Here is a 20910-nt window from a genome sequence, read left to right on the forward strand (position 1 = left end):
GGTTTTTTTTCGCCTTTAAGGAAGCGTTTCGTCTGCTCCCAGTAGACGGGGCACTTCAGCATTGCTAGATGCCTGCCGCCCCATCCATCCATTCTCGTTCACTTCCGTAGGCTTTAGGTAAGGATATCGCGGCGATTTAGTGAAGTCCCGAGCCTTTAATCCTGGCTAAGTAAACGCCACTGCGCCATAATCTTTCCAAAACAATGCGCTAGCATTTCAATTCGGTTTTTTGTCCGACTCGTCGGTTTACCTATGCTGTCGGCTCGGCTACCAATCAATCAACCGCGTACATCCGCGGCGAAAAAGCGAATTATGGACAAAAAGACAGAGAAGATCCTCAAATATTGGCGTGTTTCGTTAGCGGACAGTGCCTTAGGGGACGGTAAGTTCACCCAACGGGACCGAAAACGGTTCATCGAGGTGCCTGGGGAGGCGGTCCGTTCGGGAACACTGCCGGATGCAATCCTGGAAAGGGTCTTTGGGGGCCAAAAATCGGCCAAGAACGTTGCCGTGAGATTTTGGCCGCTCGTCATGGCTCGAAAGTCCTCGCACGGCGCAGCGCGTGTCGACGGCTTACCCGAGATCGTTGCACCAGTTGTGACGGAAGCAACAGTTGATCGTGATGGCCAGATCACCCCATTGCGCAACGCATTGGCACGAGATGTCCTCTCACCGCTTCCATCCGGCGAATTTTCAATCGGTAGTGTTGACGACCTCGATGATTTTCTGACCGAGACACCCTTGCCTGACATGATCGATGAAAACGCGTGGCAAGAATACCTGGGGCACTGTCGTCAAATGGTTGATGCTGTCGCAGACGGCTGGCCGAATGGCGACGAAGACTACCAGTCTATGGGCTTCGGTTTTCTCGAGTTGGCGGAAGATGCCAGTGCCACAATCCGCAACATCGTAGATCTCTACGACAAGTTGCTTAGTGAGAAGCCAGATGCGCCTTTATTGGGGCAAATCGCTGTTCCTAGCAAATCGAAATCTCCTCCGGACCCTAAGGTTGAGAGTGAATTCGGTCGCCGCTTAGGCCACTCCAATCCGCATTTTCCTCTCTCTGAGAATCAGCGTCAGGTATTGGCCTACCTTGACGTGACGTCTCCTGCGGAAGTTATCGCCGTGAATGGACCGCCAGGCACAGGCAAGACGACAATGCTGCTTTCGGCGGTGGCTAGCCTATGGATCAAAGCTGCACTCAAAGGTAAGGAACCGCCGATCGTCGTTGCTGCGTCCACCAACAACCAGGCGGTTACAAACATCATTGATGCCTTTGGAAAAGACTTCGCCAAGGGAGAAGGTCCATTTGCCGGACGATGGCTACCAGATATCTGGAGTTTCGGAATATTCCTTCCGTCGCACTCTCGTAAGTTGGAAGCGGCAAAGAAGTATCAAACAGAAGATTTTCAAACAGCCTGCGAAAGTGTCGAATATTTCTCACGAGCCAAGGAAGAGTATCTTCAAAAAGCGCAGCTCGCATTTTCTGATCTGTCCGAAGCTCACGTAGAGCTCGTTGTCGAAACCATTCAGAAGGAAATGGCAAAAGAGGCACAGAAGCTTTCCGAACTGGATCAGGCTGCCAAGACCCTCAAAGAGGCAAAGGAAGCTGAAAAAGCGGTTCTCGGTGAGAACCCTAACGAAGCAGAAGAAAGGCTAACTGAGGCGGTAGCAGAGGCACAGCGTAACGATGAACGGATCAAAGCCGCAAAAACTGCCTTGGAAAAGCATCTAGCAGCCGAGTCTTCAGTAACGGCGATCTTAGGTTTTCTGCCAGCCATCAAAAGAAAACGGGTGTTATCGGCGCAACAGACGATCCACGAGTTCATGCCGGACGCCGATGGGTTCAATCGTGTTGCGGACGTTGAAGCTCATGTCACTGGAAAACTTCGTTCTGTCGAGCAGTTGGCAAAACAGGCCGAGCAGGACCTAGAAAATGCTCGTCGTCTTCGGGTCGCACTCGCGAACGCTGAGAAACGCTGGCATCGCGCGAAATGTGCTGTTGACGAAGCCGTGGAAGACTTGGACTTAGAGCGCGCCGCCGATTTGAGCATTCGCTTTAGACTATTTCTGCTCGCAACGCACTATTGGGAAGGGCGTTGGTTGCTGTCTATGGAGGAAGACCTCGCAGGCATCGCAGGCTCCTCAAACAAGAGAGGGAAGGCGACGCTCGTTCCTCGCTGGCATAGACGCATGATGCTAACACCTTGTGCTGTTGCCACATTCGCCAGCTTGCCGGGAAAATTAACTTACAGTCGCAAAACCGGAGGTAAATGGGCGAAAGACTATCTGTATAGCTTTATTGATCTGTTGATTGTGGATGAGGCTGGACAAGTCTTGCCGGAAGTCTCCGGGGCGAGCTTTTCTCTGGCTAAACGTGCTCTTGTGATTGGCGACACTCGGCAGATTGAACCCATCTCATCCGTACCGAAGCCGGTAGATGTCGGAAACCTACGAGAAGTTGGGTTGCTCCAAAACGACGAAGATTGGAGTGAGTTGTCGGCGAGAGGTTTTTGCACAACGTCCGGCAGCGCCATGAGGATTGCGCAGGAAGCTTGCAAGGTTTCACCATATTCAGAACTTGAGAAAGGGCTGTACCTCTTTGAACATCGGCGCTGCTATGACGAGATCATAGGTTACAGCAATGCACTGTGTTATAAAGGCAAACTGCGTCCACTTCGAGGTCCAGTTCCCCCAGACGCCAAATTGCCGGGTTTAGGATATTTGCACGTAGATGGACGAGCAATTCGAATAGGAAGTAGTCGCGCAAACTTGCTTGAGGCTCGGACGATTGCTGCATGGCTGGATGCCAATAGATCGGAATTGGAAAGCCGCTATCAGGCACGCCTCGAGCAAATTGTTGGCGTCGTGACGCCATTTGGCCGACAAGTGCGTGAAATTCGGACAGCCTGTGCGAACAGAGGTATCTCCGTCGATTTACGCGATGGTATGACAATCGGTACGGTTCATTCACTACAGGGTGCAGAGCGACCTGTGGTTATCTTCTCTCCTGTCTACTCGAAACATGCAGATGGCAATTTCATCGACGCCTCGGCTAGCATGCTCAATGTTACTGTGTCCCGCGCTAAAGACAGTTGTCTTGTCTTCGGGGACATGGACGTTTTGGCAACTGCCTCTCCGGGATCACCTCGCTCGATGCTTGGTGATTTCCTTTTCAGCTCAACGGAGAATGCACTTGAGTTTGAAACTGAGCCCAGGAGCGATCTGCAGGATGATAGTGGCGAGCTCCAGATGCTTCGCGATGCTGCAGAGCACGACGCGTTCTTGATTGATGCCCTCGCTGGGAACGGGCACCAATACTCGATCGTCAGTCCGTGGATCATTGCACGGACTATGGAGAACGTCGGCTTCCTAACCGCTTTCGCAAAGGCGATAGGCCGGGGTGCCAAGGTGGATGTATTCTCAGATCCCCTTCTAAACTCCCATACGACAAATGAAGGTCAAACCCAGATGTCATTGGCCAAATACAGCCTCGCCAATATCGGAGTTCAACTTCACGAAGTACCTCGACTGCATAGCAAGATCGTAGCAGTCGACGACAACTTGTTGGCAATTGGATCTTACAACTGGCTTAGCGCCGATCGATACGGAAAGTACGCGCGGCACGAGACCTCATTTGTTTACAGAGGCCAGCATTTGGAGTCGGAGATTAACACGATTTTTCAGAGCCTCGGTGGTCGAGAGAATTAGCCGCAAGGCCGACAGGGTCCATTATGTTAAGTCAAGATTCCAACGCTAGTTGAATACTACTGTCCGCCTTAGTTGGCGACGACCCTTCTAACAATCTCTGAAAGTGCCTCTATGTTGCCGACATCGGCTGCGCTCAAAGCTCGTGCATACTCTGCGCCACGATCCAGTTTACTCATGTCGACCACTTGAAAAACGTCCACGCATTGCTGCAGCATTATGGCGCGAGCAACGCGACCGTTCCCATCCGAGAATGGATGAATTCTCAAAAAGTCAGCGTGGAACTTCGCGATGGCTTTCAGCTTCTCTTTCTCGCTCTGCGCGGATGTAATCTCTTCCAACCAGTTTTTGCAAAGTTTGATTAGCAGCGTTGGTACAAGCGTATGATCGGGTGGCTTCACATACGGAGTCTCATCCCCAAGCTTACGAATCTCAACTGTGGCGTCTCTAAATCGGCCTATGGTTCGAGAAGGTAGTTCGAACCCCACCATTCTGTGAATGAGAAGTATAATTTCAGGTGAAATTGAGTTCGATATGAGCCCTGCAGTCGGTTCAGCCGTCAGTTCGCCAACAGAAAGCGGGTCCACTGATCTCAAAAGTTCATCAAAGCCTTCTTCGGCCGTTCCTCCCAGGGCGAAAGCTACAGTTTGCGCCACATGCTGACTCTGTGCTCTCAGTCGGCGCACCATTTCTGCAACCCTTTTTATCTCTTCCATGTGCAGGGTTAGATCTAATTCAAGCGTTCCCTCTCTTTGTGCGAAAAAAGCGAGTTGTTCATCGCTAGACATCGGAATCCCGAGAAAAGCGGCGCGTATTCCATAGCCCGTCGGGTTATTCAGCACACCTGCGATTTTTTCTACATCGTAGACCTCAGACTCAATCCCTTGTTTTCTCGCCCTTTCTTTTAGCTCTTTTCGATTTCCAAGCGTGAGGCGTTGGTTGGTCAGAAAAACAAATGCTGAACGATTGCGATCGATGGCACCTTCAAGGTCATGCATGAACTTGTCCCCAACAGATTGAAAATCCTGTTCGGTAGGAGGGAAGTAAACAGCTCCAACGTATGTATAGCCCCCTTTGTTGCAGAAGATGTCACATCGCCCGTCAGGTCCCCCCAGCGGGGCTTGGGGCTCAACATTACGAAAACCTTCGAGTCTCAAGATCGAAGCAGCAAGACGCTCAGCGTTAAGTGACCCGCCTCTCCAGAAATGGAGTTTAAGTTCCGTATCCTGCGCACTCATAGTTTTGTGTTTCCAAGGCTTTCCATTAAAACTAGCTTGGGTGATTTATCATTGTTTTCATAGACTTTACAAACCTCATTCGGAGTTTGAGATGTCGGAGTATGAGTTTTAATCGTTCTTCCGACGCAGGTCGCTTAAGCACCTATGTGTTAACTTGTGCCTGTAAGCGCTTTCTATGGCCACCAGCGCTACGAGAAGTAGCCGCACCAAACCCTTAAAACCCGGCAAACCCCACCCCCTCGACGCTCTCGGCACGGCCGGCGTACGAGCCATTCCGGGTTCGAGCGAGTTTGCGAACGAATCTGGGGCTTGACAGCTTCGTCGTAATATTGGTTCGACACAATCCACTACCATGCCGCGTTTGGCTCGTTATAGTTGACACGAAATTGCAGTTGAACGGAAATTTGTGATAAAAAATGGCGACTTGGACGGGATATGAAACAACACCAGCAGTTCTTGCTCAGGCGGGCGCATGGAAGACCAGGTGTCTACTGGGCAATGGCAGCATATTTTCCGATCTGGTACTTTGGACCGCAGAAAATTTTGCTGAGCTAAGGACACATTTTGTCGATAACCCAATCTTGGGCGATCAAAAATTCTATGAAAAGCTCGCCGTTCAATTAGAAGGGGCAAGACCGGAAGTTTCCAAACTCGCAGCTGAGACGTTGTGGTTGTTGCTTATGTTCGTCGGCGATAGCTACTTTGGTGCCGCGACCAAGACGGACCGCATTCGAGAGGTCTGGGAGCTTTCGGGTGACCGGCTCCCGCAGACTGCGGCCCTTAATGCAGACGCGTTGGCTGGCGTCGCCAACCCAGGGACTGCATTTCTTACAAAGATCCCTGATGAGTACGGTTTTCTTATTGAGTTGCTTGTTGCTTGGAAACAGATGCCGGACGAGCAATGTGCGAAGTTGTTCGATGACGCCCCGTGGGAGCTATGTGAATGGGTCGCAAGCAATGATGGCAGTTCGGTTAGAGCGTTTCGCCACATGTTTTTGTATTTTTGCTATCCGTCATATTTCGAGCGGATTTGCAGCAGAAATCACAAAAAGCAACTCTACAGCTCTTTTGCTGAAATCCTAGATCAGGATCAGGACTTCTTCAAAATTAATAAAACTCCATGCAATTTGGATAGAACAATCCTCTCAATCCGCAAGAAATTGGAAACAGAATACGGCACATCAGAGATTGATTTCTATGACAAGAGTCTAAGGGAGAGATGGGGAAAAGAGGACAAAGATTCAAAAAAGCGTAAGACTGGCGCCGGCAATGAGAAACCCACCGAGGGGCTGAACATTTGGATTGAAAAGACGATCGTAAAAGACAGGCCTGATCGCCAGTCGGGGGAGCACCGTCTTGGCAAGGCGCTCTGGTCGCCACAACGCAACAACAAAGGGCACGACATCTATTCAAGCATGCGCTTGGTGGCACCTGGTGATATCGTCCTGCACCTGACAGACAACCTCGGTTTCACAGGCAAGTCCGTAGTTGCTGAGGAGGTGAATGATCAGTTTGTGGGCCTCCCGGACACCGATTGGGCAGACCAACCTGGCTATCGCGTCCAACTACGTGAATTCGAACCTCTGGATCCCGAACTAGCGCGTTATGTGTTTTTCAAGGACCCGGAAATCGGACCAGAACTGCGCGCCCTTTTGGAGACCGAAGACGGCCACGGCCTGTTCTACAATCGGAAGCTCGAATTAAATCAAGGCGCGTATCTATCCAAAGCGCCCCGGTCCTTGGTGACCCTGCTCAATAAGGCATATCAGAAGGTCGCAGGGAGAAAGCTGGTTGATTTGCCTGATGTGAACGCCGCAATCGAACGCCGAGAGGCGTACCCAATGCGGACCAAATCTCTCAACACTATCTTCTACGGCCCCCCGGGAACTGGGAAGACATATGTCACTGCATGGCGTGCCGTGGAAATCTGTGATGGCCTGGCTCCCACTGAAAATGGGGAGCTACGGGAACGTTATGACCAGCTCGTAAAACAAAAGAGGGTCGAATTCGTTACTTTTCATCAGACGTATGGATACGAAGAGTTTGTTGAAGGGCTGAGACCAGAAACTGGAGAAAGCGACGACGAGACTTCGAGCACAGGGTTTCGTCTCCAACCTGTGGATGGTGTGCTCAAAAGGATCGCAGAGCGAGCAAGAAAGCTACCAAGCACGACAGGAGAGGCCTTTGACCCAACAGGACGGAAGGTCTTCAAAGTTTCATTGGGGCGCAGCAACAATCCCGAAGATGACTATTTACGTGAAGAGTGCCTAGAACAGGGACACATTTTGCTTGGTTACGGTGGTGACGTCGATTGGTCGGGCGCTGAATTCAGTAGTTATGACGCGATAGCTTCCCGGTGGCGTCAGGAGCCCGGCGAGGAAGACGCGCACGGAAACAATCCCAATATCCTCTTTCCATTTCAGCTGCGCGCCGCAATGTCAGAGGGCGATCTTATTCTGGCGAGCCACGGAAATAAGCGGCTCCAAGCAGTAGGTGTTGTAGCCGGCCCATATCGGTTTGTAAGGCGCGAAACTGACGAATACCACCACAATCGAGCAGTTCGCTGGATTTGGAAAGACGAGACCGGAGATGGAATTCCTGTTTCCGATGTCCTCGACAGAAACTTCTCACAACAGTCTGTCTACGGTCTGACGCCCAAAGCTGTGCATTGGGAAGCTTTGTTACCTTATCTACAAGTCAAAACTGATGCAGGGCCGCCGCCACCGCATGTCTTGATTATCGATGAAATTAACCGCGCTAACATTTCAAAGGTTATGGGTGAGCTCATAACGCTCCTGGAAGAGGACAAGAGATCCGGTGCACCAAACGAAATCTCTGTGACGTTGCCGCACTCGGGCGAGGCATTCACGCTGCCATCAAACCTTCACATCATCGGGACAATGAATACGGCTGATAGGTCAATTGCTCTGCTCGACACCGCCCTGAGACGGCGCTTTCAATTCGTGGCAATGCCACCGAAGCCGAATGTCCTCAAAGAGATTGACGGCGTTGATGTCGCGTCTGTGCTCGAAAGCATAAATTCGCGTTTGGAATGGTTCCTTGGAACGGACCAACTTATTGGTCACGCCTGGTTGATGGGCGCAACGACCCTCCCTGAACTCGATGCAGTTATGTCGAACAAAATAATGCCTCTTCTGCGCGAATACTTCCATGAGGACCTTGACCGTGTTCGGGCCGTGCTTGGTGGTGGAGACAGCTTCTTGCGGCGTGAAAAAATCCCGACGCCACCCGGAATCGATGACTATGGCGAGGAGCGTTGGAAGTTTGTGGATCGTTACTTAAGCGAAGGCTCATACGGGTTAGCGGCATATGCGGAAGCCATTGTTGGTGCAGAGCCGGTCGATTCTGAATGACTGCTCTCGGGTCCAAACCTCTACCAACCATTACTCGGCGCGAATGGCAGGAACTGCGCGTAGGGGATGGCGGCCTTCTAGAAACTCAAGCCGACAAACTGCACGGTTTGGCGGTACAAGCTGCGCGCCAATTAAGGTTGCCAGAAACTGGTGTCTTGACCAGAACCCATCATGGATTGAGAGCCCAGCAGGTCACGGGAATTCTGTCGATCCCAGGCATTACTTTAGAAATACTCCCAAAAATTGAAGGCGAAGACGGCGCCGTTCGCAGTGCACTAATTCGCATGCTTGCCGTCGCCTATGACCTGCGCGTTTCGGAAGGTGAACTGTCGTCTTTGCAAACCCAAAGGCACGACCTGCTCGAACTGCTAATCCGTCTGTTCTGCGAGAGATTGCTTGCAGCAGTTAAGCATGGCCTTTCGCGGCAATACTTAGAGCGAGAGGACGACCTTCCCGTGTTCCGCGGCAGTCTGCTTGTAAAGCGCCAGTTGACGATACACGCAGCGCGCCCGGACCGGCTGGCGTGCAGGTTTGACGAGCTAAGTGAAGATACTCCGATCAACCGGGTTCTGAAGGCGGCGGTACTCCGGCTAGCAAAACTTGCTCGAACTTCCGAAAACCTTCGGCGGCTGGATGAGTTGTTAAGCCGACTTGAGCATGCAGGAACCAGCGCTAGACCGCTTGCAGAGCCGGTTCGCCTGGACCGTACAAATAGGGCGTTCCATAGCGTGTACGGTCTTGCAAAGTTGTTTTTGTCCGGTGATTGGCAGAGTACGGCTTCTGGCGGGCCATCTGGGTTCTCTCTGCTCTTCCCGATGAACAACCTGTTTGAGAAGTTCATTGGTCGAAGCTTAAAGCGCGCTTTGTCACCATTACCTGTTCGTCTCCAAGACCGCAGGCATTTTGCTTTGAGACACCTTCCTGGGGGGGCTGGGGCATTTTCACTCAGACCCGATGTGGTCATAGAGACCGAACATGGACCCGTGATCGTTGATACGAAGTGGAAGCGTCTTGATACTGAAGACGCTAGGAACCGGCAGGTTTCACAATCCGATGTTTATCAGATGCTCGCCTACGCCCATGCTTACGATGCCGATCGGCTGATCCTTCTTTTTCCATGGGACAGCCACCTAGGTGAACCGGGTGTGCTGAAGGAATGGAATGTGGCCGGCACTAGGCGCTTGCTGCAGGCGGCATGCGTGGACGTCGGTCGTCCGCATCAGATCATCCAGCATCTTCGGTTGCTCTTTTTTGAAAATCGAAACGACTGACCAAGGCCCTCAGCCATGGTCACAGAAGGTTTCGAAAGCGCGGCACGCAGGACAGATTTTCAACGTTCACGGGATCCGTTTTACTTCTTGGGCTCGGGGGAATTGCGGAACGTTTCTCAAGCTCTAATTACAGATTGTGAACGAAAATATCATGACACCTTATAGAGCTTTGAGAGCATATCTAAAGTTGGCATATCCCTCGCATCTTCTCGACAAAGTACGAGGGGAATACAGTCACTGATGACATCCAACCTTCAGGATTGCTGCGAAAAATACTTTTGAGCGTTTGTTTGTCTTCAATCAGAAGCTGTCCCAAAGCGTCGAACAAATGACGTACGACCACTCTGTCGGTAAAGCCAATCTCATGTAAAGAAACGCAAGTTTGGTTTGGCAATCCGTACTTGAGTGCTTTTAAGAACAGTTGAAGACGCTCGATCAAGTTTTGATCGTCCATGTCATCCAATTGTTGCTGGTCAACTAATTCGATGATCGCACCAATGACTAACGTTCCGTCAAATGCGAACGCACCATCGCATAAGTTTACGATATGTTGAACCGTGAGGTTCCTGAAGTTCGAACCCCAAGTCAGTTTCGCCCCCAAAGACGTTAGGTAATTCCATATCTCAAAATACGAATGACCATTTATCCACATTGTCATAACATGAGGTAGTAAATCGGGCTTTGATATTTTTTTTGCGGTTTCATTTCGAATGATGTCTGCAAGCAATGGCCATATTAAATCAGCTAGTTCATCGAGGCTTTCTTTTTCCCGAAGCTCTGCCAAGTGAGCATCTAACCAAGACGAAATGGCTCTGGCATCATGCAGACCGTATAAGGTCCTCCCAAAATGCTTAACCCGCGGTAGCTGGCCAATAGCAACAGAAACGTTGTCTGAAAGCAAAATGAAGAGTTCCAAGATGGCCGCACGCGTTTCATCATCTGCCAAATGATAGGCGAGCGTACCTTTGGCCAACTCAGAAGCGAAATCTTGGCTTCGCGCTGCTTCAGTTTCCGGCCAGTTTGAAACAAGAAAGCTCTCAATTGCAGATATTAAACTGGCTCTCCATTGAATTTGATTGGATAAGTCCGCTCGCTCGAACTTGATGTCTGGGTGCAAATCTGAAATTTTGGTGGCCCAACTTTCAACAGCTTCCGGATCGTCTATGTATGCCTTTGCGAAGTCGAGAGCATCCATTGCGATTTCCGACCTTCTGTCCGGGCTTTGCAGTGGATGAAAAATGGAGGTCAAATTGCTGATGCATGGCTCCGACTGAATGGGATCAAAGAGTTGCTTTGTTTCTTCCCAGCGCCATGCTGTTCTGAATTTATTCTTCCCATCAAACACTTTTGGGTCCGAGAACAGTATAGTGCCTTCGGTGTGCATTCCGGCACGCCCGGCGCGTCCAGCTAAGTTTTGAAAATCCCTGACTTTTATTCTATCTTTGCCTTGGCGAACTCCTGAAACAATTAGGTATCGGATGGGAAGATTGACTCCTTGCGCCAAGGTCGATGTGCACACAACAAAGCTGATTTTCGCACTTCTCATAGCGTGCTCGACAGCCAATCTAATCCCTTGAGGTGTGTCTCCTTGATGCGAGAATATTCCAATCTGTGATGCATTAAATGTTGGGCATTTCTCTCCTATATTCTTACTCACCAAATTCGATAGTTTCTCAACTTCGTCGGTATCTGAAACGCTCAACGGAGTTTGTTCTAGTGCTCCGCGTCTGATTAGGTTAGCGACCTTTTGGCATACCTTGACAACAGACTCTTTTCGTCCACAGAAAATTGCGACTCCGCCGTTAGGAAAAAGCTTCAAACCTAAATCAATAGCGATTGACTGTGGGTCTTCTTTTTCTGGGAAGAAGTGTTCCTTCTTGTCCCTCTTTTGTTCAGGTAGTTTCTTTCTTTCTAGGACCCATGGAACGAAAAACTCTTCAGAGTCGATATCTGTATTCGAGACGTATACCACTCGGCCAAGCGGATCTTCCCAACTTACAAAGCCAACCGCCTTACTTGAGGGGGCTAGAAGGGTGCTTGAAACCACGTTTTCGTTTCGATTAAGCCACTCGCCTATTTCAGGGGCATTCTTTATCACTGCTGAAATTAGAACTTTTTGGCAAGTGTCGGGAAGCAAGCTTCGTAATGTCGTTAGCAGAAGTTCATAAGTTATCCCGCGTGTACCGCTGTCAAACTGGTGGCCTTCATCGAAAACCGCCAGGTCAATTTTTGGACCTATTTCTGGGTGCAGCCGAAGAACATACAGTAATTTTTCAGGTGTCAGAACAACGATCTGTTTTTTGCCAAAAAACTCATTGAGTTCGAAATCTGTAGTCAGTGCATCGGAGAGTTCGATGACATCCGCGCTACTGTCACTAAACGCATATGCAAGTTCATCTCTGATTTCGTGACACAAGGCGCGAAAGGGGGCGATAATCACGGCCAGATTTCCACGTTCGAAGAATGCACTTCGGATAATGATTTCTACAGATTTGGTTTTACCTGAGCTGGTAGGCATTTGGATAACAGCAGAATCTCCTCGAAAGACATTGGCTTTGCCGAGTAAGTGCTGAGCTGGCCAAAGTTCAGGAACTGAATTCGACCCACTTAGCATCGGTGCCCAGGAATCCCGGCTTGCGTCGGTGTAATTTGGAAGGGAATACCAGCTCGAGTTTTCAAGCTTTCTTTTAACGACTGCAGCGACGCAATCGGCCAATAAGAGTTGGCGTGGGCTTCCGTGATCGTGCGCGAAATTGCGCAAGCTATCCGATGCAAATGCGGCCTGTTCCTCTCCTTGGCCTTCAATAAAAAATTTTTGGATAGAAGAATGGCACGTATCAAGCAACGGGCTGAATTCTCCCTCTCCGCCGCCATAGTCTTTGTCGTAGTTTCCTTCAATTAACCAAGAAAGCAGGTTTTCCACACCCTCAGCAAAAAGTTCATCGTCTTCGAACCTTGAAGACAATACCTTTGCGCTACCCGGCAGACTAGCCAAGTAGAATGCTGTGGCTCCGAGCAGTCTAGTGTAAGGATCGAGGCTGGAATTCAACTTCGATCCTTCAAATGAGTCGAAGTAACTAGCTGAGAAGGCTGCGTTTATCTGTAGCTCCGAAAGTTTGACTTCGTCAACTTCACCACCAGCAATCTGGGATACAACGTCACCAAGCAAACCGATAGTTAATACAAACAGTTTTTGAGGATCGGCGGGGATAGAGATGTGTTTGTCAACTGGAAGACCGTACTCATACATTTTTGCCTTAGCTTGAGTAATGCCCAAAACCTTGCGTGATGTAGCTTCAGGCCTCATTAGCAGCGACCTCGTACAGTCTATGTGTGAGCTTCATTAGTTCACTTCCAGAAATCACGATGAGTTCAAGGTTTTTTAGGTATGGATGCGGAGCAACTTTTTCGGAACCTTTGTTGACGGGAACAGCCTGACAGTTCGCCGCGCAGCTGGTTGCTAGACACTCCAACTCCGTTGAAATTATTTCGGCTGCACCGTACTGCTCCAGATATGGATTATCGGTCGGATTCTGGAAGCGCCCAACCATCGAGACTCCTTCCATATCATTTCTGTCTAGCATCTTTTGTTTAATGAAGTTCAGTGACTCTCCGATGCGAAGGTAGTCTTTGGCAGAGTCGTTGATTGCAGTTTGAAGCCTGTTCTCTTTTGACTGTGAAAACTTTGTTTTCACTTCGTAAACCACTAGCTTGTCTTCGGTTTGGGGGCCATTTGGGTCGTTCAAAAAAAAACCGACTACATCGCTTCCTTTCGGTGACTCGTTTTGAATAATTTTTGAGCTCCAGCGCACTCGCGGTACCTTGTATCCACGAACCCATTGCAAAAAATCAGCAACCAAAATTTCCCCGAAATCGCCAGCTCTTGTTGCTGGCCCTAGACCTCCGGTCTTAGTCGGAAACTTGACTTCGGTCAGATATTGCCCTCGAGTTTGCTCGGGCGTCCTGAGGATATCGATATGTTCGTCCGGACAGTAGTGATTGCGGAAATGGCGCGCCCATTGTGAAAAGGCCTCTGAATCCTCTGGATAAACGAAATCCCAAACCTCAATGGGAGTACCATCTGTGGTTGTGTATGATCCCGACCGAGGCTTAAGCCACTTCATATGCGGCGCATCCGATTCTATGCTATCTTGTTGTTTTGCAACTTTTTCAGTGGAATTTATCAATGTGGTTACTTCAAATTGTTTCAACTTTGGAGCATGTGAGCACGTTTGTTATCTTTGAGCAAACGTTGGTCGCTTGAACAATTATATGTATGTTTCGCCATGGCAATGGAATAATGGTTCAGGTCTTATCTTGATACCCGTATTGGTAGTGTCTGTCCCAACTAGTGACTTGTTGAATGAAGAAATCCCAGTTTGGCGTGGATCACATTGCCGCCATGCTAAAACAGCAGGAGAGAGGTGGATGTCATTGGCATTGGGGCACCGCTTTCTCGGGGGATGCCATCGCCTCTTGTACAACCGCTTTCCGGAAAATGCCTGAAGTTTTCATACTTTCAGCAAATCTGAAACTGCACCTGTTACGCACGTCGTGCATTGGCGAAAACAGGCGCTCATCGTTGGCGCGGCAATCGGCAGCTTTGGGCCAAAAGTTGTTACATTTAAGCGAGAAAGTGGTGCCTCAAGAGGGCCTTAAACCCTGGGCCTTGTCCTTGCGAAGGGCCTGCTCTACCAGCTGAGCTATTGATGCTTTCAGGCACGACTATGGCCCTACAAGCTCTTCTCATTTGCCGGGAATTCGTTGGTTTCGCAAGCCATTCTCGCGGGGACCCGCTATTTTTTGAATGACGTGTACCACTAGTTGAGCCACGGAGGCATTCTTCGGTCATGCGAGGCAAAAAAGGCCCTGATAGTCACATAAAGTCTTTTCAAAATAGTTGGCCAAAAGGCTGCCGGCAAATTGATTGACTTGCAGTCTTGGGCGGGTACGTGTCCGGCGCTGTGGTGATGGTTGCAGGGAAATATAATAAAAACAGCAACTTATTTTATAAACGTGGAGGCGAGTACCGGAATCGAACCGGTGTACACGGATTTGCAATCCAGAAAGAGATAAATCAAAAACAACGGCTTAGGGGCGCAAAATGCCCCCTGACAAAAAGTGAACAAAAAGCGAAAGTTTCAAAGCCAAATTCGCCGGTTCAAAACGAAAAAGGCCCCGTCACAGCGGCAACTGTGAACCGGGGCCAAATAGAAAAAGCCTGTCAGCTTTCACCGAACATTAGCATGGGCCAGTGTCTCTTCGCAAACGCTCAGTCGGCTTTTTCGTGGCCTCGGACCGGTGAGGTGGTCCAATGAGCTGGCGCATCGCAAATGAATGCGCCGAGCGCCGCTTTGGCAGCGCCGCGCGCAAGCAGATCATCATGTTCCTGGCCGATAAGGCGAGCGACGACGGCTCTGGTATCTGGTGTTCCAAGGGGACAATCCAGCGCCACACGGAGCTCAGCGAGAGCACGGTCAAGCGCACCATCATCGACTTCTTGCGCGAAGGCATTCTGATCGAGACGGGGCGGCGGCACTGCAAGAACGGCTACACCGTCATTTACCGTATCGTTCTGGAGCGCGTGGCTGCGCTCGAACCCACGGCCGAGCCCGACATTGAGACGGGGGTCACTGTGAACCCCGTCCAGCCTGAACCCGGTACGGGGTCCACAGTGAACGGGGTACGGGGTTCACGGTGGACCCCAAACCATCCTAAAACCATCCATAAACCACCTACGCGCAAGCGCGAGGCGGCGGCGGAGGTCGAAGATCTTGAATCTGAGAAGATCCTGGCGGCCTATCCTGAGGACAGGATCCGAGACCGGCGAACCAGTCTGCGCCTGATCGCAGGGGCCGTGAAAGCCGGAGTGAAACCCGATGATCTGAAGCAGGCGGTCAAAGCCTATGCGAAGGAAATCGAGGGCTACACCCGCAGCAAGGTTTGTTTCTCGGACAACTGGTTCAAGATGCGCCGATGGGAGAAGGGGCTTGCCCAGATCCAAGCCGACCGCGAGAAGGCGCGAGAGGCCGAAGCCAAGGGGCGCGCCAGCCTCGCCGAGTGGATCCACGAGCGCCATCCCCTGTGCCGCCACATCACAAACCGGCAGATCGAGGACTTGATCGCGTCAAGGATGGTGACGCCCGAACAGGTTCGCGCTGCGGTGCTGCAGGCGTGAGTGTGGCTCGGTTGTTACGCTGTGGCGTAAAAAGTAGATATTTACGTTGTAGCGTAATTTGTTCTGATTTACGCTGTGCCGTAAAAGGAGCCGCATCATGGACCTCACAGCACGAACGGCCGAGCAGATCGGCGAGGCACTCCGCCGGACGCGCAAAGCGCGCGGCTGGACCCAAAGCGATATCAGCGCGCGCACGAATTTGCGCGTTGCGACGATTTCGTCGCTCGAGAATGGTGACGCGGGAACCAAGCTCGCCACTGTGCTCGCCGTCATGGCCGCGCTTGGGCTTGAGTTCCGATTGGTGGAGCGCGGTGGTTCGCTTGAGATTGAGGACATCTTCTGATGGCAAAACACGGGCGTAGTGGCACGATGCAGGTGCTTCTGAATGGAAGGCTGGTGGGGGCCTTGCGTCTTGCAGGTTCAGGTGCAATCAGCTTCATATATGATCCGGACTGGCTGTCGTGGGAACACGCCATGCCCATCTCGCTCTCCCTGCCGTTGCGCGAAGAGGCGCACCAAGGCGGACCTGTAATCGCTTATTTGGAAAACCTGCTGCCGGATAATCAGGCGATACGCGAACGCGTTGCCGCTCGGGTGCGTGCTGGCGGTACGGACGCATGGCACATGCTGGAGAAGATCGGGCGCGATTGCGTGGGGGCTTTGCAGTTTGTTTCGGGTGAGATCCCCGAAGTTGGTGCACTCGAGGGTGAGCCAGTATCTGAAGCGCAGATAGCGGATATGCTGCGCAACCTTGCAAGCGCTCCGCTTGGCTTGGATGAGGAAGACGACTTTCGCATTTCCATCGCAGGGGCGCAGGAGAAAACGGCGCTGCTGCGCCATGAGGGCGCGTGGATACGTCCATCGGGACTTACCCCTACAACTCATATCCTAAAGACGCAGCTTGGCGTCCTGCCAGCGGGGATTGATTTGTCTGACAGTGTTGAGAACGAATTTTTCTGCATGAACCTCTGTCGCGCCATGGGCATGGATGTGGCTGAAGTCGAGATTGCCGACTTTGAAGACGTGCGGAGCCTTGTTGTGACGCGGTTTGACCGGCGCTGGACCAAAGACGGCCGCTTGATCCGCCTGCCGCAGGAGGATTTTTGTCAGGCGCTCACAGTTCCACCCAGCCAGAAATATCAAATGGATGGCGGGCCGGGGATCACCGAAGGGATCGGGTTGCTGACGGGCAGTGACGACCCAGAAACAGATCAGCGCGCGTTCTTCCGTGCGCAGGTGCTTTTTTGGCTCTTGGGAGCGACAGACGGGCACGCAAAGAATTTTAGCATCGCATTGCGCCCCGGCGGGTTCCGCATGACCCCACTCTACGATGTGCTGAGCGCTCAGAAAGCCGTGGATGACGGTCAAATCCGCCAGAACCGGATGCGCCTCGCGATGGCCGTCGACGGACACTACCGGATCAACGAGGTGGTACCGCGTCATTTCCTGCAGGCTGCGAAGGCGGCAGGTTTTGGTGTGGCGCTAGCGGAAGAGATCTTGTCGGGCGTCGCGTCTGAGCTTGAACCCGCCTTGGACAAGACACTCGCAGACCTGCCGGATGGGTTTCCACAGCCTTTGGCGGAAGCCATCGCTGCAGGCATACGACGCCGTGCAGTTGCCTTTCATGCCGTATGATCCGCAGATCATATTTTCGTTTTATGATCCGAGGGTCATATCGGGTGGCAGGCCGAATTCCTGCAGTAACACGTATGTAGGTCCGGAGAACGCCACGATTGTTGGGTTGCAAAGGCCTCGCTCTATTCGACCCAGCGGATTTTCCGTGTGAGGGGCGCCAATGCGGACCTTAGAGCGGATTGCAGCGAAGGCTAAGTGAGAGCCCTTCCCAAACCTTTAAGCCGACCGCAGCATCCGACGCGAAGGGCGGATTCCAGACTTTCATGAGGTTGCGGGTTTCAGTCCAGCCCACGCGCTCGGCTGTGTCTGCACCCTAATCAGTTCACCCAAGCCCGTGAGCGTTTCATGCGGAAGTGTAGCGGCCTGAAAACCAGCCAAAATCAGGAATGGGCAGAGGTGCGCGAGGCATGGCGGGGGTACAACGACATGGGTTACTTCTAAAGAGGATATTCAACGCACACTTGAAGCGGTGAATTGCGCTAAGCAAAGTATTGAGTGATTGGCCAAACGGCCGTTTGGTCACTGGCGGTCAACTCACCAGGGTTCGGCAAACGGCCGGATCGTTGTTTCAAACGACCAGACCGTCCGATCCTGATGTGCCATGTGGAATATCTCGTTGGCGATACCATTTGGATCGGCAAAAAAATCTTTGCGCTTGTGTGGCCAATCTGCGGGAGGTGTAAGCCAGCCCGGGCGATCGGCGTCGGTTTCCCCCAACCAACTTACATCGATGGCAGCATCGACGATAACGTAGCCCACATGTATCCCCTGCGGTCCAAGGTCCCGCGCGAGGGCCTCGCACAGAACCCGTTGCGCAGCCTTAGTAGGGGCGAATAGAACGTAGTTCGGCACCCCCCGCAGCGAAGCGGTATTGCCTGTCGCAAGGATCGTGCCGGTGCCTCGGTCCACCATGTCCGGGACAAAAAACCTGACAAAGTGCAGAAGTGCCGTCGTATTGACACGAAAATTCTTCTCCAGCTCTGACGGATCAACCTCCATGAGACGTCCGAAAGTGTGGGCAACAGCATTATGGATCAGAACCTGCGGAATGCCGAAGGAGCTGCGAATTCGGGACAGCGTATTCTCAAATGCCTGCAAATCCGAAATGTCGCATGGAAACGCAAAAGCCGTCTCGATCTCCTGTTCCAGTGCCGCGATGCGACCTTCATTCCGGGCAATCATTGCCACGTTGTAGCCGCTGGATGCGAACCTGCGCACGACAGACGTACCTGTTGCATCACCGACACCTGTAATGATGCAAAGGGGCAAACTGGAAGACAGCATCAGGCCGCCCTCTGGTCTTCGATCTCCGTGAACGGCGCGCCGTACTTTTCGCTTTCGTCACCGTGTCGGACAACCTTCATGATTTCCGGATCATACTCATATGTGCGGATCCACTGCACTTGGCCTTTATCCATCAGCATATGCGAATGAGTGGATCGCGCACGTTTGGTATATTCCACCTGCACCATGCGGCAGGCCTGCCCGCCAAAGGAATAGCTGTATTGGCTTGCACCCTGTGCCACAAACCGGACCTGATACAGCTTCCAGTATTGCCCATCATGGTGATAAATACCGAACGTCAGTTCATGGGTGTCATACTGCCAACGCCATCTGTCGTCTTGATATATCAGTTCCCAGTCGGCAAGGGCGCTGCCGTCTTGAAGCCTGACCCCATTCTTGATCCATCCCAATGTATCTTGCATCTCTTTTTCTCCATTTTTCATATTGTTCGATATGAATTTACCAAGTTGAGGTCCTGTTGGGTGTAATGTCGACCGGTCGCAGATGCCTCTTCCATGCGCCGCCGACTCGATACATCAACATCACCCAATTGAGCCGAATGTCTCATAATGGATTTGCTCAACCGGAATGCCTTGTTCCTCCAGATCTGTACGAATTTGAGCGATGAACGACGTTGGACCGCATAGAAAGTAGTGCGCATCGACATTGCTAACCAATTCGGCAATGAGTTTGCCAGTGACGCGGCCCTTAGCATCGTAGTGCGTGCCGATTGTGTCCTCAATTTGCGGTCGACTGTACAGGACATGTGATTTGATATTGGGACGATCCGCAACGAGATCGCGGACTTCCCCAGCGAACGGATGATGCCGGCCATCCCTGGCACCGTGAACAAACCAAACAGGTCGGTTGCTGTTTTCAGCGGCGACCGCACGCAGGATACTCACCATCGGCGTGATACCGACACCGGCACTGATCAGAACAAGCGGACAGATGTTACATGTCATCATGAAGTCGCCGGCCGGATGGCGGCTCTCAATAATCGAACCCGGCTCAACATGGTCGTGGATGTATCTTGATACCAACCCCTTCGGCTCACGCTTAACGGTTATCCTGTAGCGGTCATCCTTCGGGGCGCTGGACAAAGAATAGGTGCGTCGCGCTGGTTCGTTTGCACCGGGAATATCGAGCTCGATGGGCAGATGCTGCCCCGGTTCAAACGCGGGGAGTGGCCCACCATCGCGGGCTTCAAAAACAAAGGACGTGACGTCTTCGCTTTCAGATGTCTTTGCGATCAATCGCAGCGAGCGCACCGAGTCGGCGTCTACCTGCCAACGAAGTCCAACGGCGGACGGTAATTCGACAACTTCCTCGATATCTAGAGTAATCAATCGTCGAGCGCCTGGAAACGCAGTCAGATCATCGGGCTCCCAATCGATCGAGGCAGTCCCCGTAAGTTGCAGCAAACTGCTGTTTTCAAAATCGATAAAGAGGTAACCCGCCCTCGGATCAAGAACGAGATTACCAATTGTGTTGTAGTGATTGTTGCCCGCGTAGTCCGGAAATTGCAGCTGGTTTTCATTGACAACCTGAACAAAGCCGCGATCTCCGCCTCTGTGTGACGCATCCATGCCAAAAGTCGGGCTTTCACCGTCGCCGCGATAACCCGTCGCGATGAAGAACGTATCAGCCGATCCAATCCATTCTCGTTGACTGACTGTAAGGCTGGAGCCGAGTTTTGCTGCCTTAGGCTGCGCAACACCAACCCTGTGCCATTCGCGTTCCCGGATATATTGCGGGCAGTTGCCAAACGATTGTTCAACAGCAAACGTGATGCTATTGGTTCGATCTTCCGATACCCGCCCATTGACCCGATTGCGTCGCCGTGTCGCCAGTTCAATGCCGAGTATACCGACGTCCGCACCCGCAACGAACGCATGTTCCAGCGCGTCGCCATTCGACGGTTTGGCCTCAATCACCAGATGTCGAAGATCTGGAGAGGTGACAAAGCCGTCCGGCCCCTCCAGCAGGGTTGCCCAGGGGCGACCCTCTTCATCGCGGGCCGCCGCTACAAGAAATGGCAAGGCGGTGTGAAAGTCACGGTGTTGATCCGGCAAAAAATCGCGAACGACCTTTTGCGCCCAATCCTCGATGTCACGGACGCCAAGCCTTTTTTGGACTGCGCGCTCGCCATGATGAAATGGGGAGGCTCCGCTTGGTTTCTTTTTCTGTTCAGTCATCCAGACCTCCAAGCGTTGGCAGGC

At 51.8% G+C, this 20910-nt stretch carries 12 protein-coding genes; 6 read left to right on the forward strand and 6 right to left on the reverse strand.

Annotated elements, in window-relative coordinates; all coding sequences use genetic code 11:
• Positions 1-312: 312 nt before the first annotated feature.
• Positions 313-3711, forward strand: coding sequence for an AAA domain-containing protein (locus tag DS906_RS11600; protein WP_158541315.1), 3399 nt, complete (start codon positions 313-315; stop codon positions 3709-3711).
• A 68-nt stretch (positions 3712-3779) separates the two neighbouring features.
• On the opposite strand, the gene DS906_RS11605 is transcribed toward DS906_RS11600, so the two are convergent.
• Positions 3780-4706 carry a Fic family protein gene (locus DS906_RS11605; protein WP_158541316.1) on the reverse strand — a complete coding sequence of 309 codons (927 nt, stop codon included), beginning with the start codon at positions 4704-4706 and terminating at the stop codon, positions 3780-3782.
• Positions 4707-5362: 656 nt separating this feature from the next.
• Here DS906_RS11605 and DS906_RS22490 point away from each other — a divergent pair.
• Together DS906_RS22490 and DS906_RS11615 are read left to right on the forward strand one after the other, a co-directional pair.
• Positions 5363-8320: an AAA family ATPase gene (locus tag DS906_RS22490; RefSeq protein WP_113790334.1), complete on the forward strand. Its 2958-nt coding sequence runs from the start codon at positions 5363-5365 to the stop codon at positions 8318-8320.
• Positions 8317-9591, forward strand: a complete 1275-nt coding sequence (locus tag DS906_RS11615; RefSeq protein WP_113790335.1) for an McrC family protein — start codon at positions 8317-8319, stop codon at positions 9589-9591. Before DS906_RS22490 ends, DS906_RS11615 begins: the two co-directional genes overlap by 4 nt.
• 181 nt (positions 9592-9772) lie before the next feature.
• On the opposite strand, the gene DS906_RS11620 is transcribed toward DS906_RS11615, so the two are convergent.
• A complete protein-coding gene (locus tag DS906_RS11620) occupies positions 9773-12898 on the reverse strand; it encodes a DEAD/DEAH box helicase (RefSeq protein WP_113790336.1) in 3126 nt (1041 codons plus the stop codon).
• A complete protein-coding gene (locus DS906_RS11625; RefSeq protein ID WP_199528553.1) occupies positions 12888-13802 on the reverse strand; it encodes a Hachiman antiphage defense system protein HamA in 915 nt (304 codons plus the stop codon). The genes DS906_RS11620 and DS906_RS11625 overlap by 11 nt, the downstream gene beginning before the upstream one ends.
• 1103 nt (positions 13803-14905) lie before the next feature.
• Between DS906_RS11625 and DS906_RS11635 the strand changes: the two genes are divergently transcribed.
• The 3 genes from DS906_RS11635 (at position 14906) to DS906_RS11645 (ending at position 17404) form a co-directional block, all read left to right on the forward strand.
• Positions 14906-15769, forward strand: a complete 864-nt coding sequence (locus DS906_RS11635; protein ID WP_113790338.1) for a hypothetical protein — start codon at positions 14906-14908, stop codon at positions 15767-15769.
• 97 nt (positions 15770-15866) lie between these two features.
• Complete coding sequence (locus DS906_RS11640) at positions 15867-16112, forward strand: helix-turn-helix domain-containing protein (RefSeq protein WP_036560649.1); 246 nt, start codon at positions 15867-15869, stop codon at positions 16110-16112.
• On the forward strand, positions 16112-17404 hold the full coding sequence (locus DS906_RS11645) for a type II toxin-antitoxin system HipA family toxin (RefSeq protein ID WP_113790339.1): 1293 nt from the start codon (positions 16112-16114) through the stop codon (positions 17402-17404). Before DS906_RS11640 ends, DS906_RS11645 begins: the two co-directional genes overlap by 1 nt.
• Positions 17405-17938: 534 nt before the next feature.
• On the opposite strand, the gene DS906_RS11650 is transcribed toward DS906_RS11645, so the two are convergent.
• The 3 genes from DS906_RS11650 to DS906_RS11660 form a co-directional block, all read right to left on the reverse strand.
• Positions 17939-18688, reverse strand: a complete 750-nt coding sequence (locus DS906_RS11650; RefSeq protein WP_113790340.1) for an SDR family NAD(P)-dependent oxidoreductase — start codon at positions 18686-18688, stop codon at positions 17939-17941.
• The gene (locus tag DS906_RS11655; RefSeq protein WP_113790341.1) at positions 18688-19110 is read right to left on the reverse strand and encodes a hypothetical protein; all 423 of its coding nucleotides are present in this window, start codon (positions 19108-19110) and stop codon (positions 18688-18690) included. Before DS906_RS11655 ends, DS906_RS11650 begins: the two co-directional genes overlap by 1 nt.
• 120 nt (positions 19111-19230) lie before the next feature.
• The gene (locus DS906_RS11660) at positions 19231-20886 is read right to left on the reverse strand and encodes a pyridoxamine 5'-phosphate oxidase family protein (RefSeq protein ID WP_113790342.1); all 1656 of its coding nucleotides are present in this window, start codon (positions 20884-20886) and stop codon (positions 19231-19233) included.
• Positions 20887-20910: the final 24 nt, after the last annotated feature.

The sequence above is a fragment of the Ruegeria sp. A3M17 genome (assembly GCF_003318255.1).
Lineage (GTDB): Bacteria > Pseudomonadota > Alphaproteobacteria > Rhodobacterales > Rhodobacteraceae > Ruegeria.